The sequence below is a fragment of the Pseudomonas sp. R32 genome (genome assembly GCF_009866705.1).
GTDB classification, from domain to species: Bacteria; Pseudomonadota; Gammaproteobacteria; order Pseudomonadales; family Pseudomonadaceae; genus Aquipseudomonas; species Aquipseudomonas donghuensis.
Genome location: NZ_CP019396.1, coordinates 4,569,186 through 4,584,711 on the forward strand (window position 1 = coordinate 4,569,186; position 15,526 = coordinate 4,584,711).

Here is a 15,526-nt window from a genome sequence, read left to right on the forward strand (position 1 = left end):
CATGTTGCGACGCCAGGCTCTCAAACTCGGTAGCGTTGTGCTCAGCGCCCTCACCCTCGGCGGCTGGGCCCTGTTTCGCAACAAGAGCAGCGCCCCGCTGCTGCTCTCGGCGCGTGACGATGGCGACGGCAAGCACTATGCCGTCGGCTACCGCCTGGACGGTACCCAGGTATTCGCCACCCAGGTGGGCCAGCGTTGCCACGACATCATCAACCACCCCGAGCAGCCGATTGCCCTGTTCGTCGCCCGCCGCCCCGGCACCGAGAGCTACCTGATCGACCTGCGCGATGGCCGCTTGCTGCAGACCATCACCTCGCAGCCGAACCGGCACTTCTACGGCCACGCGGTGATCCACAAGAGCGGTGAATGGCTGTATGCCACCGAGAACGACACCACCGACCCCGGTCGTGGCGTGCTCGGGGTGTATCGGTTCGACGGCGAACGTCTGCAGCACAGCGGTGAAATCCCGACCCACGGCATCGGCCCGCACCAGGTGTCGTGGATGCCCGACGGCGAGACCCTGGTGGTGGCCAACGGCGGTATCCGCACCGAGGCCGAAAGCCGGGTGGAGATGAACCTCGATGCCATGCAGCCAAGCCTGGTGCTGATGCAGCGCGACGGTACCCTGCTGAGCAAAGAGGTACTCGGCCAGCAGATGAACAGTGTGCGCCACCTGGCGATTGCCGCCGACGGCACCATCGTCGCCGGCCAACAGTTCATGGGCGCCAGCCACGAGACGGCCGAACTGCTGGCGATCAAACGTCCGGGCCAGGCATTCGAAGCCTTCCCGGTGCCCGAGCAGCAGTTGCAGTCGATGGCCCACTACACCGCCAGCGTCGCTGTTCACAATGAGCTGCGCCTGGTGGCGCTGACCGCACCACGGGCCAACCGCTTGTTCATCTGGGACCTGGACAGCGCCCAGGTACGCCTGGACGCCCCGATGCCCGATTGCGCCGGCGTCGGCGCCGTGGCCGACGGTTTTGTCGTGACCTCCGGACAGGGCCGTTGCCGCCTGTACGACTGCCGTAAAAACGAGCTGATCGGCCAGCCGCTGCAACTGCCCTCGGGGCTCTGGGACAACCACCTGCACCTGGCCTGAAAATAGCCGGGAACACAGGCTTCCCAGGCCCGGTCAACAGAGTAATATTCGGCTACATCGCACGTGGGCAGGGACGCCCGTCGTCGTGCCAAGCGAACCACAATTCGTCTCCAAGGAACTGGACTATGCTGCGCCGCCGCATGCTGATCATGTTGGGTGTTGTCCTGCTGCTCGTGCTGATCCTGGGGGGCTACAAAGCCTTTGCCATCTATCAGCAGATCCAGATGTTCGCGGCCCCCAAGCCACCGATCAACGTGGCGGCGACCGAGGCCAGCGAACGCGCCTGGCAGAACCGCTTGCCGGCAGTGGGCAGCCTCAAGGCCCTGCAAGGGGTCGACCTGAGCCTGGAGATCGCCGGCACGGTCAAGGCCCTGCAGTTCGAGTCCGGGCAGAAGGTCAGCAAGGGCCAGCTGTTGCTGCAACTGGACAGTGATGTCGAAACCGCGCTGCTGGGTACCGCCCTGGCCGACCTGGGCCTGGCCCAGGTCGATTACAGCCGCGGCAGCCAGCTGGTCGGCAGCCAGGCCATTTCCAAGGGCGAGTTCGATCGCTTGAGCGCACAGTTCAAGCGCACCAAGGCGGTGGTCGAACAACTCAAGGCCGCACTGGCGAAAAAGAGCATCAACGCACCGTTCAGCGGCACCATCGGCATCCGCCAGGTGGACGTCGGCGACTACCTGGCCAGCGGCACAGTCATCGCGACCCTGCAGGACCTGAGCAGCCTCTACGTCGACTTCTTTGTCCCCGAGCAGTCGATTCCCAAGCTGAGCATTGGCCAGCAGGTGCTGGTCAACGTCGCCGCCTACCCACAGGAGAACTTCCCCGGCACCCTCAGCGCCATCAACCCCAAGGTTGAGGACAGCACCCGCAACGTGCAGGTCCGCGCCACCCTGGCCAACCCCGACGGCAAGCTGCTGCCCGGCATGTTCACCAGCCTGCAGGTGCTGCTGCCCGATCCGCAGCTACAGGTGGTGGTGCCGGAAAGCGCGGTCACCTATACGCTCTACGGCAACTCGGTGTACGTCGCCGTGGCGAAAAAGCCCGAGAAGGCCGAGGACGCCAAGCCACAGGCCACCCCCGAAGGCCAGGCGACACTGATCGCCGAGCGCCGTTTTGTGGAAACCGGTGAACGCCGCGATGGCCTGGTGGTGATCAGCAAAGGGCTCAAGGCCGGTGAAACGGTGGTCACCGCCGGCCAACTGAAACTCACCCAGGGCGCGCCGATCAGCATCAGCCCGGACAAGACCCTGCAAGCCCCCACCCGCCAGCCGCGCAGCAACTGATCAAGGAACCGCCATGGCCTTTACCGATCCGTTCATCCGCCGCCCGGTGCTGGCCAGCGTGGTCAGCCTGCTGATCGTGCTGCTGGGCTTCCAGGCCTGGAGCAAGTTACCGATCCGCCAATATCCGCAGATGGAAAACGCCCTGATCACGGTGACCACCGCCTACCCCGGGGCCAACGCCGAGACCATCCAGGGCTACATCACCCAACCGCTGCAGCAGAGCCTGGCCAGCGCCGAAGGCATCGATTACATGACCTCGGTGAGCCGGCAGAACTTCTCGGTGATCTCGATCTATGCACGCATCGGTTCAGACAGCGACCGTCTGTTCACCGAGCTGCTGGCCAAGGCCAACGAGGTCAAGAACAAGCTGCCCCAGGATGCCGAAGACCCGGTGCTGAGCAAGGAAGCCGCCGACGCCTCGGCGCTGATGTACATCAGCTTCTACAGCAGCGAGCTGAGCAACCCGCAAATCACCGATTACCTGTCACGGGTGATCCAGCCCAAGCTTGCGACCCTGCCCGGCATGGCCGAGGCCGAGATCCTCGGCAACCAGCTGTTCGCCATGCGCCTGTGGATCGACCCGGTGAAGCTGGCAGGCTACGGCCTGAGCGCCAATGACGTGACCCAGGCGGTGCGCGGCTACAACTTCCTTTCCGCGGCGGGCGAGCTCAAGGGTGAATACATCGTCACCAGCATCAACGCCACCACTGAACTGAAGAGCGCCGAAGCCTTCGCCAAGATCCCGCTCAAGACCAGCGGCGACAGCCGGGTGCTGCTCGGCGATGTGGCGCGGGTCGAGATGGGCGCGGAGAACTACGACACGGTCAGCTCCTTCGACGGCACGCCATCGGTGTACATCGGCATCAAGGCTACCCCGGCGGCCAACCCGCTGGAGGTGATCAAGGAGGTGCGCAAGCTCATGCCCGAGCTTGAAAGCCAGTTGCCGCCGAACCTGAAGTCCTCGATTGCCTACGACGCCACACTGTTCATCCAGGCGTCGATCAACGAAGTGGTAAAAACCCTGGTCGAAGCGGTGCTGATCGTCATCGTCGTGGTTTTCCTGTTCCTCGGCGCCTTGCGCTCGGTGCTGATCCCGGTGGTCACCATTCCGCTGTCGATGATCGGCGTATTGTTCTTCATGCAGTTGATGGGCTACTCACTGAACCTGCTGACCCTGCTGGCGATGGTGCTGGCCATCGGCCTGGTGGTCGATGACGCCATTGTCGTGGTGGAGAACATCCACCGTCATATCGAAGAAGGTAAATCGCCGTACGAAGCGGCCCTGGAAGGCGCCAGGGAGATCGCCATGCCGGTGGTGTCGATGACCATCACCCTGGCCGCGGTGTACGCCCCTATCGGCTTTCTGGAGGGGCTGACCGGCGCGCTGTTCAAGGAGTTCGCCCTGACCCTGGCCGGCGCCGTGGTGATCTCCGGCATCGTCGCCCTGACCCTGTCACCGATGATGTGCGCCTTGCTCCTGCGTCACGAGCAGAATCCCACGGGCCTGGCGCATCGCCTGGATGTGCTGTTCGAGCGGCTCAAGCAGCGTTACCAGAAAATCCTCCATGGCACCCTCAACACACGGCCGGTGGTGCTGGTATTTGCGCTGATCGTGCTGTGCCTGATTCCGGTGTTCCTGATGTTCACCAAGAATGAACTGGCGCCGGATGAAGACCAGGGCGTCATCTTCATGATGGCTACCGCGCCACAGCCGACCAACCTCGACTACCTGAACAGCTATACCGATGAGTTCATCACGATCTTCAAGGACTTCCCCGAGTATTACTCTTCGTTCCAGATCAACGGCTTCAATGGCGTGCAGTCGGGCATCGGCGGCTTTTTGCTCAAGCCCTGGAATGAGCGCGAGCGCACCCAGATGGAGCTGCTACCGCTGGTGCAGGCCAAGCTTGAGGGCATCAGCGGCCTGCAGATCTTCGGCTTCAACCTGCCCTCGCTACCAGGCACTGGCGAAGGCCTGCCGTTCGCCTTCGTGATCAACACCGCCAACGACTATGCGTCGCTGCTCGAGGTCGCCGAGCGGGTCAAGACGCGCGCCCAGGCCTCTGGCAAATTCGCCTTCCTCGACATCGACCTGGCCTTCGACAAGCCGGAGGTGGTGGTCGATATCGACCGGGCCAAGGCGGCGCAGATGGGCGTGTCGATGGACGCCCTGGGCGGTACCCTGGCGACGCTGCTGGCTGAAGCGGAGATCAACCGCTTTACCATCGACGGGCGCAGCTACAAGGTCATCGCCCAGGTCGAGCGGCCCTACCGCGATAACCCCGACTGGCTGAACAACTACTACGTAAAAAACCAGCAAGGGCAGATGCTGCCGCTGTCGACCCTGATCAGCATCAGCGACCGCGCCCGACCGCGCCAGCTCAACCAGTTCCAGCAATTGAACTCGGTAATCATCCAGGGCTTCCCGACGGTCAGCATGGGTGAGGCGCTGGATACCGTGCGCAGCATCGCCCGCGAAGAAGCCCCGGAGGGCTATGGCTTTGACTATGGCGGCGCGGCGCGTCAGTTCGTCCAGGAAGGCAGCGCCCTGTGGGTAACCTTCGGCCTGGCCCTGGCGATCATCTTCCTGGTGCTGGCGGCACAGTTCGAGAGTTTCCGCGACCCGTTGGTGATCCTGGTAACCGTGCCGCTGTCGATTTGCGGCGCGTTGATTCCGCTGTTCCTGGGTATCTCGAGCATGAACATCTACACCCAGGTGGGGCTGGTGACCCTGATCGGGCTGATCAGCAAGCACGGCATCCTGATCGTCGAGTTCGCCAACCAGTTGCGCCTGCAAAAAGGCCTCAGTGCGCGCGAAGCAGTGGAAGAAGCTGCGGCGATTCGCTTGCGCCCGGTGCTGATGACCACCGCCGCGATGGTGTTTGGCATGGTGCCGTTGATTCTCGCCACCGGCGCCGGTGCGGTCAGCCGCTTCGACATCGGCACGGTAATCGCCACCGGGATGTCCGTGGGCACCTTGTTCACCCTGTTCGTGCTGCCGTGCATCTATACCCTGCTGGCCGTGGAAGCGGGCTTGCCCCGCGAAGAGGTGGTGCCTGAATAACCTTCGCTTGGGGATCGATCGCGGGGCAAGTCGAATCGTCACACCGCCGCTCCCACAGGGGTCAGCCGCTGGCGCGTACGCCCTGGCTCAGGCCGAACAGCAATAACAACAGGTCGTGATCCGGCTTGGCATCGACCTGGGGTTTTACCACCCGTGGCAACGGGCATTGCGCACCGGCATCGACCTTGCTGAAAACCTGCGGGCGAGGCTCCTCCCACGCCGCTACGGCAGCGGTTGCCACGGCCAAGGCAATCACCAGAAACAAACCTCGGGCTATTTCTAGTTTCATTACTCTAAACCTTTGACAGCGCTGCCAAACGCTCCTTGGTAAAAATAGAGCAGTTTTTGCCACTCTGCGTCGTTGAAAGACGAATGGCGGCGCAGTTGTTTAAGGTCATTGAGCGCAGCACGCTGACAACTGATGCGCCGGCGGCACTTTTCGAGGTCCAGCAGGGCCACTTCAGCCCGAGCCTCGGCACCTTGGCCAATGACCTTGACGAAGACATGCTTGCCATACAGGCAACCATGCTGCCAATGACCGCGGTGCATCCGCGCCAGGTTCTGCGCCAGGTCCTCCAGCACCCGCTCGTGCAATGCCGGGTGGTACCGCTCTCGGGCACCAGCGGCGAACCAGCTGTCGATATCCTCGAAGCCTTCCAGCGCCTCGCTGACCAGCAAGGCTCGCCACTGATGCTCGGCATCACGGTCAACGCCGCAATAGACAATATGCGGCACCCGCACCCCCAACTGCTCGAAGCTGTTCAGGGCATCGTATTCACGCAACACGGTAGGGCGCCCGAAGGGGTGCAACAGGCTGCGGTAGATATGGCCGATCTGGCGCTTGGCATAAAACGTATGGCCAGCGTCGTCGCTCAGTCGCTGTACACCACTCTCGCCGCCGCGACGCTGATTGGGCTCCTCGACCCATTCGCCCTGCTGCTGCCAGAAATGATCGAACTGATCCTTGTTCGTCGTTGCTGCTGTGCGCTCAAACCCCATTCCCCGCTTACCCCTTACGCAAAAGATAGACTCGCCACATGGCGTAGAACGGTAAAAAGTCCAATCGTTCCTGAATGCGGAAACCTGCGGCTTCAAATTCCTTTTCAACCGTGGCAACAGGTAACACAAAACGATTCTGGTAACTGCCCTGCCCTTTTTCGACGTAACGCCGCTGCTCGAGCTTTTTGCGCCGCCAGGCTTTGAAATTGCCATCCACCCACAGCGAGACGATCACGCTGTCGCGGGTAACCCGTTGAAATTCAGAGAGTAATGTTTTGCGATGGGCCGCATCGCCGATGTGGTGCATCAGCCGCATGCAAAAAATACTGTCGACCGAGTTGTCCGGTAAATCGATGGCGAATGCGGAGGTCTGCAAGGTACGTACCCGTGCCACCACCGCAGCCGGCTGCGAGGCCCGCGCGGTTTCGAGCATGGCTTCGGAATTGTCGGCACCAATGATCACCCGGTTGGGCTTTTCCGCCAGCAACGGCCAGAAGCGCCCGGCACCGCACGGCAAGTCGAGCACCAGCCCCGGTTCGCCAGCCAGGGCCAGGGCGCGACGGGCCAGTTGCTCGTCACGCTGGTGGGACATCCGGCGCGCCAGGCCGTCCTGGTGCTTGAGGAAGTATTCCTGGGCGTGCTGCTGGTCGTACTTATCCGAAAACTCGAGTTTGATAGGGCTACGCATTGTGCATCTCCTGACTCCAATGTGCCCACCTTAGGCTGGCAAGCGTTGGCGTCAGGTCATGCTGATGTGAAAAATTCGTTAGTTGTCACGACAAAAGTTTCAACTAATTACAAACTTTCACGGCTGGCCAATGGCCCTATTCGAGGTCAGTCGGCCTTTGCAGTGCCAGGCTCAGGTCTACGTGAAAGCGGCAGCCATGGGGCACCATGGCGGTCAGGCTGACGCTCCAGCCCTGGTCGTCACAAATCCGCTGCACCAGTGACAAGCCCAAGCCCAGGCCCTCGCCACGCTTTTCATCGCCGCGCACAAACGGCCGGAACATGGCTTCACGCTGCTCTTCGGGAATCCCTACACCACTGTCTTCGACCAGGAACCCCGCCGGTTCCAGCGTCAGGCGAATAAAGCCCTGATCGGTGTAGTGCGCCGCATTGCGCAGCAGGTTGCCCATGACCGCCTGAAGAAAGGTGGCGTTGTACAAGGTCGGGGTTGCGGCCTTGGCGTCGTACAGCAATGTCAGGCCTTTCTGCTCGATGGTATCGCGCCAGACGCCAATCAGGTCATCGGCCACCTCTTTCATGCTCGCCTGCGAGGCGACCGCGCCTTCGTCACGCTGGGCACGGGCGAGCATCAGGAAGGTCTTCACCAACTCCTGCATCTCTTCGGTGGCCCGGGCGATACGCTCGACCTGGGATCGGGCGCGGGTGTCGATGTTGGGGTTGACCAGCAACAGCTCACAGGAGCTGGCCAGCACCATCAACGGCGTGCGCAGCTCATGGCTGACATCACTGGTAAACAGGCGCTCACGGGTCAGGGCATCGCGCAGACGCCCCAGGGTATCGTCGAACGCCACGGCCAGCTGACCGACTTCATCCGCAGCGTAATCGGGCGCCAAGGGCGGCGCCAGGCCCAGCAGTTGATCACGGTGGCGCACCTGGCGGGCCAGGCGAATCACCGGTGCCATCACCCGCCGGGCCAGGACCCAGCCGAGGAATACCGCCAGCGCCAGGCTCAGGACAAAGCCGACCACGACCACCGCGAACAGCACTCGCTCGCGCTCTTCGAAATCACTCTGGTCCTGCAACAGCACGTAGCGACGGCCATCGACGATTTCGACCATCGCGTGGTAGGACAGATCTTCACGAAACACTTCATGAAAGCCACGGTCAAGGTGACGCAAATCCTTGGGCAGCTCGAAGTCATCACGCCCGCCGCTGAAATAGAACAGCTGGTCCGGCCGCGGCCGGTGGCTCCAGTCGCTGACGCTGTCCATGCGCAGCAAACGTTGCAGGTCGCCGCCCAGCACGGCGGAGATCAAGCGTTCTTCAACCAGGTGGACCGTAGCGACAATGCCGAAGGCGAAGGCCCCGGCCACCATCGCACTCATCAGGGCAAAGGCAATGATGATCCGCTGGGCAAGGCTTTGTTTAAACTCCATCACGGCCCTCGGCCAAGCGATAGCCGACGCCGTGGACGGTATGCAGCAGGGGTTTTTCAAACGGTTTGTCGATGACCTGGCGCAGTTGGTGAACGTGGCTGCGCAAGCTGTCGCTGTCCGGACAATCGTCGCCCCACAGCGCCTCTTCGAGTACTTCGCGGCGCAGCACATGCGGGCTCTTCTGCATCAGCACCGCCAGCAGCTTCAGGCCGACCGGGTTGAGCTTGAGCAATTTGCCCTCGCGGCTGACTTCCAGCGTGTCGAGGTCGTAGACCAGGTCACTGACCTGCAGGGTACGCCGACCACCGCCCTGGGCGCGACGCAGCACCGCTTCGATGCGCGCGGCAAGCTCCGACAGGGCAAACGGTTTGAGCAGGTAGTCGTCAGCGCCGGAGCGGAAGCCCTGCAGGCGATCGTCCAGCTGATCACGGGCGGTGAGCATGATCACCGGGGTGTCGCGCCGGGCGTCTTCGCGCAGGCGCTTGCACAGGGTATAGCCGTCGATGCCTGGCAACATGATGTCGAGCACGATCAGGTCGTAGTGTTCGGTGGCAGCCAGGTGCAGGCCGGAGAGACCGTCCTGGGCACAGTCCACCGTGTAACCCTTCAGGCCCAGGTAGTCGGCCAGGTTGGCGAGGATATCGCGGTTGTCTTCAACCAGTAGAATTCGCATGGGGTGTCTCCCGTCCGGCGCTTTTGCCTGCTTGGCAGGCGCAGCTTACGGCCATCAGCAGCGCTCGGCTAGGTCGGCGCGACTTTATTGCAGGTTAACGTTTTTTTCACCGAGCCTTCACGGACAGGCGATGGCGGCTAGCCGAAAATTGGCGGTCGGACTGCCCCTTTGACCTGCCTGGACTTGCCATGTCACTACCTGCCTACTCCCGTCCGCTGAATTTCTGGATTGCCCTGGGCATCCCCGCCGTCACCGCGGTGATATTGATCCTGCTGGAGCTGACCTCACTGGACATGGACCTGGCCAAGCTGGCGTTCGACCCGGTGGCGGGGCAGTTCATCGGCCGGCACAGCTACTTTCTCGAAGATATCCTGCATGACCGGGCCAAACAGGCGGTGATCGTCCTCGGCTTGCTGGCGGTTGTCGCCTTCGCCGCGAGTTTCTTCTGGACACGCCTGTTCAGTTGGCGTCGGGAGCTGGGCTGCCTGGTCCTGGCCATGGGGCTGTCGACCAGTTTTGTCACGCCGGTCAAAGCCGTGACGGCGGTGCAGTGCCCCTGGAGCCTGAGCGAATTTGGCGGCAAGGAGACCTACAGCGAGCTGCTCAGCCCGCGCCCGGCCACCGATAAGCCCGGACGCTGCTGGCCGGGTGGCCATGCGGCGACCGGCTTTACCCTGTTTGCCCTGTTTTTTGTCTTGCGCGACCGGCGTCCACGCCTAGCCAAGGCAGCGCTGGTGTTCGCCTTTGGCCTGGGCACGCTGTTTTCAGTGGGGCGCATGCTGCAGGGCGCGCACTTTTTTTCACACAACGTGTGGACGGCGGTGTTCTGCTGGCTGATCAGCCTTGGGTGTTATTACTGGGTGCTGTATCGCCGGCCGGTTGAATTGAAGCACAAGGCTGCGGTTACCGTGCCGTCCTCGTAAGACCGGCCTGCGCGGTGACTGCATCGCTGGCAAGCCAGCTCCCACATACAGATCCCTGTGGGAGCCGGTCTTGCCGGTGATGGGTTGCACAGCAACCCCAGAATTCAGGCAAAAAAAAGCCCCGCACTAGGCGGGGCTTTTTATCAAGCGGGCCAGGCTGGCTTACATCATGCCGCCCATGCCGCCCATACCACCCATGCCGCCCATGTCTGGCATGCCGCCGCCAGCACCAGCTTCAGCTGGAGCGTCAGCAACCATGGCTTCGGTAGTGATCATCAGACCACCGATCGAAGCTGCAGCTTGCAGGGCCGAACGGGTTACCTTGGCAGGGTCGAGGATGCCCATTTCGATCATGTCGCCGTACTCGCCGGTAGCAGCGTTGTAACCGAAGTTGCCGGAACCTTGCTTGACCTTGTCGACCACCACGCTTGGCTCGTCGCCGGCGTTGGCAACAATCTGGCGCAGCGGCGCTTCAACAGCGCGACGCAGCAGCTGGATACCGACGTTCTGGTCTTCGTTGTCGCCTTTGAGCTCGGCAATCGCTTGCAGAGCGCGAACCAGGGCAACACCACCGCCAGGCACCACGCCTTCTTCAACGGCTGCACGGGTAGCGTGCAGGGCGTCTTCAACGCGGGCTTTCTTCTCTTTCATTTCGACTTCGGTGCCAGCACCGACCTTGATCACGGCAACACCGCCAGCCAGCTTGGCCAGACGCTCTTGCAGTTTTTCACGGTCGTAGTCCGAGGAAGTCTCGGTAACTTGAGTGCGGATCTGGGCGATGCGCGCTTCGATGTCGCCTTGTACACCAGCGCCGTCGACGATGATGGTGTTTTCCTTGGACAGGGTCACACGCTTGGCGTTACCCAGGTGCTCCAGGGTAGCGGACTCCAGGCTCAGGCCGATTTCTTCGGAGATCACGGTACCGCCGGTCAGGACGGCGATGTCCTGCAGCATGGCCTTGCGACGGTCACCGAAGCCAGGGGCCTTGACCGCAGCAACCTTGACGATGCCGCGCATGTTGTTGACTACCAGGGTAGCCAGCGCTTCGCCTTCAACGTCTTCAGCCACGATCAGCAGCGGACGGCCGGCCTTGGCAACGGCTTCCAGAACTGGCAGCAGTTCACGGATGTTGGAGATTTTCTTGTCAACCAGCAGCAGCAGCGGGCCATCCAGCTCGGCGACCATGGTGTCTGGCTTGTTGACGAAGTAAGGGGACAGGTAGCCACGGTCGAACTGCATGCCTTCCACGACCGACAGTTCGTTTTCCAGGCCCGAGCCTTCTTCGACGGTGATCACGCCTTCTTTACCGACTTTTTCCATGGCTTCGGCGATGATGTCACCGATGGAGTTGTCGGAGTTGGCCGAGATGGTACCGACCTGAGCGATGGCCTTGGAGTCGGCGCATGGCTTGGACAGGGACTTCAGCTCTTTGACGATGGCGATGGTGGCCTTGTCGATACCACGCTTCAGATCCATCGGGTTCATGCCGGCAGCAACGGCTTTCAGGCCTTCGCTGACGATGGCCTGAGCCAGAACGGTTGCGGTGGTGGTGCCGTCACCAGCTTCGTCGTTGGCCTTGGAGGCAACGTCTTTGAGCAGCTGGGCGCCCATGTTTTCGAAGGCGTCTTTGAGCTCGATTTCTTTGGCAACCGAAACACCGTCTTTGGTGATGGTCGGAGCGCCGAAGCTCTTGGCCAGAACAACGTTACGGCCTTTCGGGCCCAGGGTAGCTTTTACAGCGTCAGCCAGAACATTGACACCAACGAGCATTTTCTTACGGGCGGAGTCGCCGAATTTTACGTCTTTAGCAGCCATGATCGTTTAATCCTTGAATACTTTGGAGTAACGGGAAACCAGCGGAATCAGCCTTCGATGACAGCGAGAATCTCGTTCTCAGCCATCACCAGCAGGTCTTCGCCGTCAACTTTCACAGTGTTGCTGCCCGAGTAAGGGCCGAAAACCACCTTGTCACCCACTTTCACGGCCAGCGCACGCACTTCACCGTTGTCCAGAGTGCGGCCGGCACCTACAGCGACGACTTCGCCACGGTTAGGTTTTTCAGCGGCCGAACCTGGCAGAACGATACCGCCAGCGGTTTTCGATTCTTCTTCGCTGCGACGGATAACGACGCGGTCATGCAGAGGACGAAGCTTCATTGTCGATCTCTCCTAATTGTGGTTTTCATCGGCCGGTATCGACACCGGCGGGTTGATGCTTGCGGCGTAGCCGCTCGTAGCCCGCAGGGCGGACCACACATGTAATGTCTGGTGCAAATCACCAGAAACCTTGCGGTGACCCATACATGAGGTCGCCAAGGGCAATTACAAGGCTTGCTGATGAATTTTTTTAGCAACGGCCATCCGATAAAGCAAAACGGCCCCGAAAGGGGCCGTTGGCAACGCATGGATAACCATCAAAGATCGCGCGGACCCCGCAGGTTAGGCTGATCAGGGTCGGTACGCCCCACCACTTCACCTTCGATCACGGTGGGCTGATGGCCACGCCCAGGCTGGCCTGGACGCGCCATGAACGGGTCATCGCCAAACGCCCGCTGGCGCATGGCCTGGGCCTCGGCGCGCTCACGCATCTTGCGCCCGAGCAGGCGGCGGGTGAACGGCAGCAGGCAGACCAGGCCGATCACATCACTGACAAAGCCCGGCAACAGCAGCAGGCCGCCACCGAGCGCCAGCATCAGGCCATGGAACATGTCTTCAGCGGGCAATTCGCCACGCTGCAGGCTCTCGCGGGCACGCAGGGCGGTGGCAAGCCCTGCCACCCGCACCACCAGCACGCCCAGGGCGGAGCCGGCAATGATCAGCAACAGCGCCGGAAAAAAGCCGATCGCGACGCTGACCCTGTAAAACACATACAGCTCCAGCACCGGAAAAATCAGTAACAGCAATAGAAAAGCACGCATCAACGGTTCCTCTGCGCAAGATGTCCTTGCAGTAGACCTTTAATGGATGCGATCCATCGCCATTTCAAGCCTCGGCGGTTTCCCGCTGCGGCCATTGATCAGCGCGGGCCAGAAAAACCAGGGCTTCGCGTACTTGTATCGGCGTATTGCAAGGCGCCGCGAACGGCAACCAGTACAGCGCCTGGCCAATGCGCAGGTGCATGCCTTCGCTGTCGATGCCGACCATCTGCGCCGCCGTGCCCTGAGGCAGGCCGCTGAGCTGGACGTAGTGCTCGATGGCGTTGGCATGATCGCTGTTCATGTGCTCGATCATGCTCTGTTCGGCCTTGCCGGCAAAAGGGTTGGCCAGGGTCAGGTGATCGATCCAGTGAATCGCGCCGAAGCCACCGATGTAGCGATGGCGCACCGGCTTGAGCACCCAGAAGTCGAAATCGTGGGCGGCGTGATAATTGGCCGATTCGGGAAAATAACGGTAGTAACGCTCGGCAGCGGCTTCGACCGCTTCGGGCGCAACCAGCTGGTGCGCCTCGGCCAGCACGGTCAGGCGCCCCACTGCCTGGACATCTTCAGCGTCACGCTCCCCCACCAGCAGCGAGCACTTGGGATCCTTTTGCAGGTTGTGGGTGTGCTGGGCAATACGGCTGATCAGGATCAGTGGGTTACCGTCGGCATCCAGGCAGTACGGCACCACCGAACCGAAGGGAAACCCCGGCATTGACTTGGAATGGGTCGACAGCACCCCGCGGTATTCCTTGAGCAGCAGCTCCCGTGCCTGTGTTGCGGCTTTAGCGCTCACTGTATGACTCCCCGCTGGATAAACCTCGTAATGCTGGCCGTGTGCACGAGCACACGGTCAGGCTAGTTAACCGACAAAATAATCATTATCGCTCAGGGTTGCCAGCGTGCTTACCAGGCGACGCCGAAACCTGCGGTATAGCGGGTCTTGTCCAGGTCGCTGTCACGGGTACCACTGATGATGTCCTTCTCGGCCTTGAGGTTGAGCGAGGCCCACTCGGTGACCTTGTAGCGCAGACCGACTTCGGCATCCAGGGCGTACTCGGCGACGCCGCCCAGAGGCTTGCCGACTTCGCCGTTGGTGAAAAACTCGACGCGCTTGCCGATCAGGTAGCGGTTGTAGTCCCACTTCATGGCCAAGGAATAGAAGTTGTCCTTGCCGCCGTCAGCGTATTCATAGTCGGTACGGTTGAGCAGCGAACCGAGGGAGAACGCGCCCAGTTCATTGTCCCAGAACTGGTAACCCGGGCCGGTACCCACGGTGCGCTGGCGAGCGAGGTCTTCGATATGATCGCGCTTGTATTCCAGACGACCCTGCCAGAACCACTTCTCGGTGATGAAGCGGTCCAGCGCGTATTCGCCGCTCCAGTTGTTGGTGGTGGTGACGTCGTTCTTGCTCTCGCGGTTGTATTCGCCTTCGGCCTGGTGCCGCCAGCGGCCGTGGCGTGCGGTGGTCTTGAAGTCGATGTCATAGTCGTCGCTGTCGGTTTCGGCGCGCTTGTAGTCCATGGCCAGGTCGACGTTACCCTTCCACGACAGGTCCTCGACCACCGGCTTTGGCTTCATGATCTGCTGGATGCTGGCAAGCTCGACGGTCTTGGGCGTCTCGCCATTGGCCAACGTCACCTGGCCTGCGTCCGCCGCGTGCAGCGACTTGGCCTTCTCACCACTGTAGGCATCCTGCTTGACCAGCAGCTCCTGGTCGCTTTCCAGGGTCTTGACCTGTTTCCAGTCCAGGGCGATGGAGCCGCCGTACGGTGTTTCGAGCAACAGTTTGCCGCCATCGAAGACCTTGATCTTGCCACTGAGCCTGTCACCGTTTTTCATCCACACGGTGTCCGCAAGGGCGGGGGAACAGGCAGCGGCGAGGGCAACGCACAGCAGGGCTCTAGAAAACATAAGCAGCAACGGACTCGGGTTCGCGAAAAAAGTCGGGCATTATCCAGATACCCGCCATCAGAGCAAGGACTGACCTGCCCCATGTCGATGAGTTCAATTCTTATTTGCCCGCACGACCCGGTGCTCCTCGCACGGCATGGGCGCATCCCGCGATGAACGGGATGCCTGGCGATCCGACCGAAAGCGCCGAAGCCCGACGAATGGCACTCTATCTGGTGCTTGGCCAGGTGCCCGAGGGCAAGGTGATCAGCTACGGCGAGCTCGCGCAACTGGCCGGTCTTGGTCGCGCAGCGCGCTGGGTCGGGCGTACCCTCAGCCAGTTGCCCAGCGACACCCAGCTCCCCTGGCACAGGGTACTGGGCGCCGGCGGGCGCTTGAGCCTGGCGCTGGGCACCCCTTCGGGCGACGAACAGCGTGCGCGACTGCGCGCAGAAGGCATCACCTTGCACAATAATCGTGTGGATATGCTGCGCCATGGCTGGCGCCCGATGGAGCACAGCGGTTAGAGTGCGCGCTTTGTTTTCGCAAACT

Annotated in this window: 15 protein-coding genes; 5 read left to right on the top strand and 10 right to left on the bottom strand. The window is 61.7% G+C overall.

Annotated features, from left to right (window positions below):
• The first annotated feature begins 1 nt into the window (after position 1).
• The 3 genes from PspR32_RS21055 (at position 2) to PspR32_RS21065 (ending at position 5,446) form a co-directional block, all read left to right on the top strand.
• A complete protein-coding gene (locus PspR32_RS21055) occupies positions 2–1,099 on the top strand; it encodes a DUF1513 domain-containing protein (RefSeq protein WP_100782560.1) in 1,098 nt (365 codons plus the stop codon).
• Positions 1,100–1,224: 125 nt separating this feature from the next.
• A complete protein-coding gene (locus PspR32_RS21060) occupies positions 1,225–2,382 on the top strand; it encodes an efflux RND transporter periplasmic adaptor subunit (protein ID WP_159389122.1) in 1,158 nt (385 codons plus the stop codon).
• Between the two features lie 13 nt (positions 2,383–2,395).
• The gene (locus tag PspR32_RS21065; protein ID WP_100782559.1) at positions 2,396–5,446 is read left to right on the top strand and encodes a multidrug efflux RND transporter permease subunit; all 3,051 of its coding nucleotides are present in this window, start codon (positions 2,396–2,398) and stop codon (positions 5,444–5,446) included.
• 61 nt (positions 5,447–5,507) lie between these two features.
• Here PspR32_RS21065 and PspR32_RS21070 read toward each other — a convergent pair whose 3' ends face one another.
• The 5 genes from PspR32_RS21070 to colR form a co-directional block, all read right to left on the bottom strand.
• The gene (locus tag PspR32_RS21070) at positions 5,508–5,735 is read right to left on the bottom strand and encodes a hypothetical protein (protein WP_026001182.1); all 228 of its coding nucleotides are present in this window, start codon (positions 5,733–5,735) and stop codon (positions 5,508–5,510) included.
• Entirely contained in the window at positions 5,735–6,445 is a 711-nt protein-coding gene (locus PspR32_RS21075) for a lipopolysaccharide kinase InaA family protein (protein ID WP_036996773.1), read from the bottom strand. The genes PspR32_RS21070 and PspR32_RS21075 overlap by 1 nt, the downstream gene beginning before the upstream one ends.
• Positions 6,446–6,452: 7 nt before the next feature.
• Positions 6,453–7,133 (bottom strand): class I SAM-dependent methyltransferase, encoded by a 681-nt coding sequence (locus PspR32_RS21080; RefSeq protein WP_036996775.1) that lies wholly within the window; start codon positions 7,131–7,133, stop codon positions 6,453–6,455.
• 136 nt (positions 7,134–7,269) lie between these two features.
• A complete protein-coding gene (locus PspR32_RS21085) occupies positions 7,270–8,568 on the bottom strand; it encodes a sensor histidine kinase (protein WP_010220820.1) in 1,299 nt (432 codons plus the stop codon).
• On the bottom strand, positions 8,558–9,241 hold the full coding sequence (colR, locus tag PspR32_RS21090; RefSeq protein ID WP_100782556.1) for a two-component system response regulator ColR: 684 nt from the start codon (positions 9,239–9,241) through the stop codon (positions 8,558–8,560). The genes PspR32_RS21085 and colR overlap by 11 nt, the downstream gene beginning before the upstream one ends.
• Before the next feature lie 188 nt (positions 9,242–9,429).
• Here colR and PspR32_RS21095 point away from each other — a divergent pair, with 188 nt between their 5' ends.
• Positions 9,430–10,164, top strand: a complete 735-nt coding sequence (locus tag PspR32_RS21095; RefSeq protein ID WP_010220818.1) for a phosphatase PAP2 family protein — start codon at positions 9,430–9,432, stop codon at positions 10,162–10,164.
• 162 nt (positions 10,165–10,326) lie between these two features.
• Here PspR32_RS21095 and groL read toward each other — a convergent pair whose 3' ends face one another.
• The 5 genes from groL to PspR32_RS21120 all read right to left on the bottom strand — a co-directional run bounded on the left by groL (position 10,327) and on the right by PspR32_RS21120 (position 14,995).
• Positions 10,327–11,979, bottom strand: coding sequence for a chaperonin GroEL (gene groL, locus PspR32_RS21100; RefSeq protein WP_010220817.1), 1,653 nt, complete (start codon positions 11,977–11,979; stop codon positions 10,327–10,329).
• Between the two features lie 47 nt (positions 11,980–12,026).
• A complete protein-coding gene (locus PspR32_RS21105; RefSeq protein WP_010220816.1) occupies positions 12,027–12,320 on the bottom strand; it encodes a co-chaperone GroES in 294 nt (97 codons plus the stop codon).
• 257 nt (positions 12,321–12,577) lie between these two features.
• Positions 12,578–13,081, bottom strand: a complete 504-nt coding sequence (locus PspR32_RS21110; protein WP_159389123.1) for an FxsA family protein — start codon at positions 13,079–13,081, stop codon at positions 12,578–12,580.
• A 64-nt stretch (positions 13,082–13,145) separates the two neighbouring features.
• Complete coding sequence (locus PspR32_RS21115) at positions 13,146–13,877, bottom strand: HugZ family pyridoxamine 5'-phosphate oxidase (RefSeq protein WP_010220814.1); 732 nt, start codon at positions 13,875–13,877, stop codon at positions 13,146–13,148.
• 110 nt (positions 13,878–13,987) lie between these two features.
• Positions 13,988–14,995: a DUF481 domain-containing protein gene (locus PspR32_RS21120; protein WP_010220813.1), complete on the bottom strand. Its 1,008-nt coding sequence runs from the start codon at positions 14,993–14,995 to the stop codon at positions 13,988–13,990.
• 152 nt (positions 14,996–15,147) lie between these two features.
• On the opposite strand from PspR32_RS21120, the gene PspR32_RS21125 reads away from it, so the two are divergent.
• Positions 15,148–15,501, top strand: coding sequence for an MGMT family protein (locus tag PspR32_RS21125; protein WP_026001181.1), 354 nt, complete (start codon positions 15,148–15,150; stop codon positions 15,499–15,501).
• Positions 15,502–15,526: the final 25 nt, after the last annotated feature.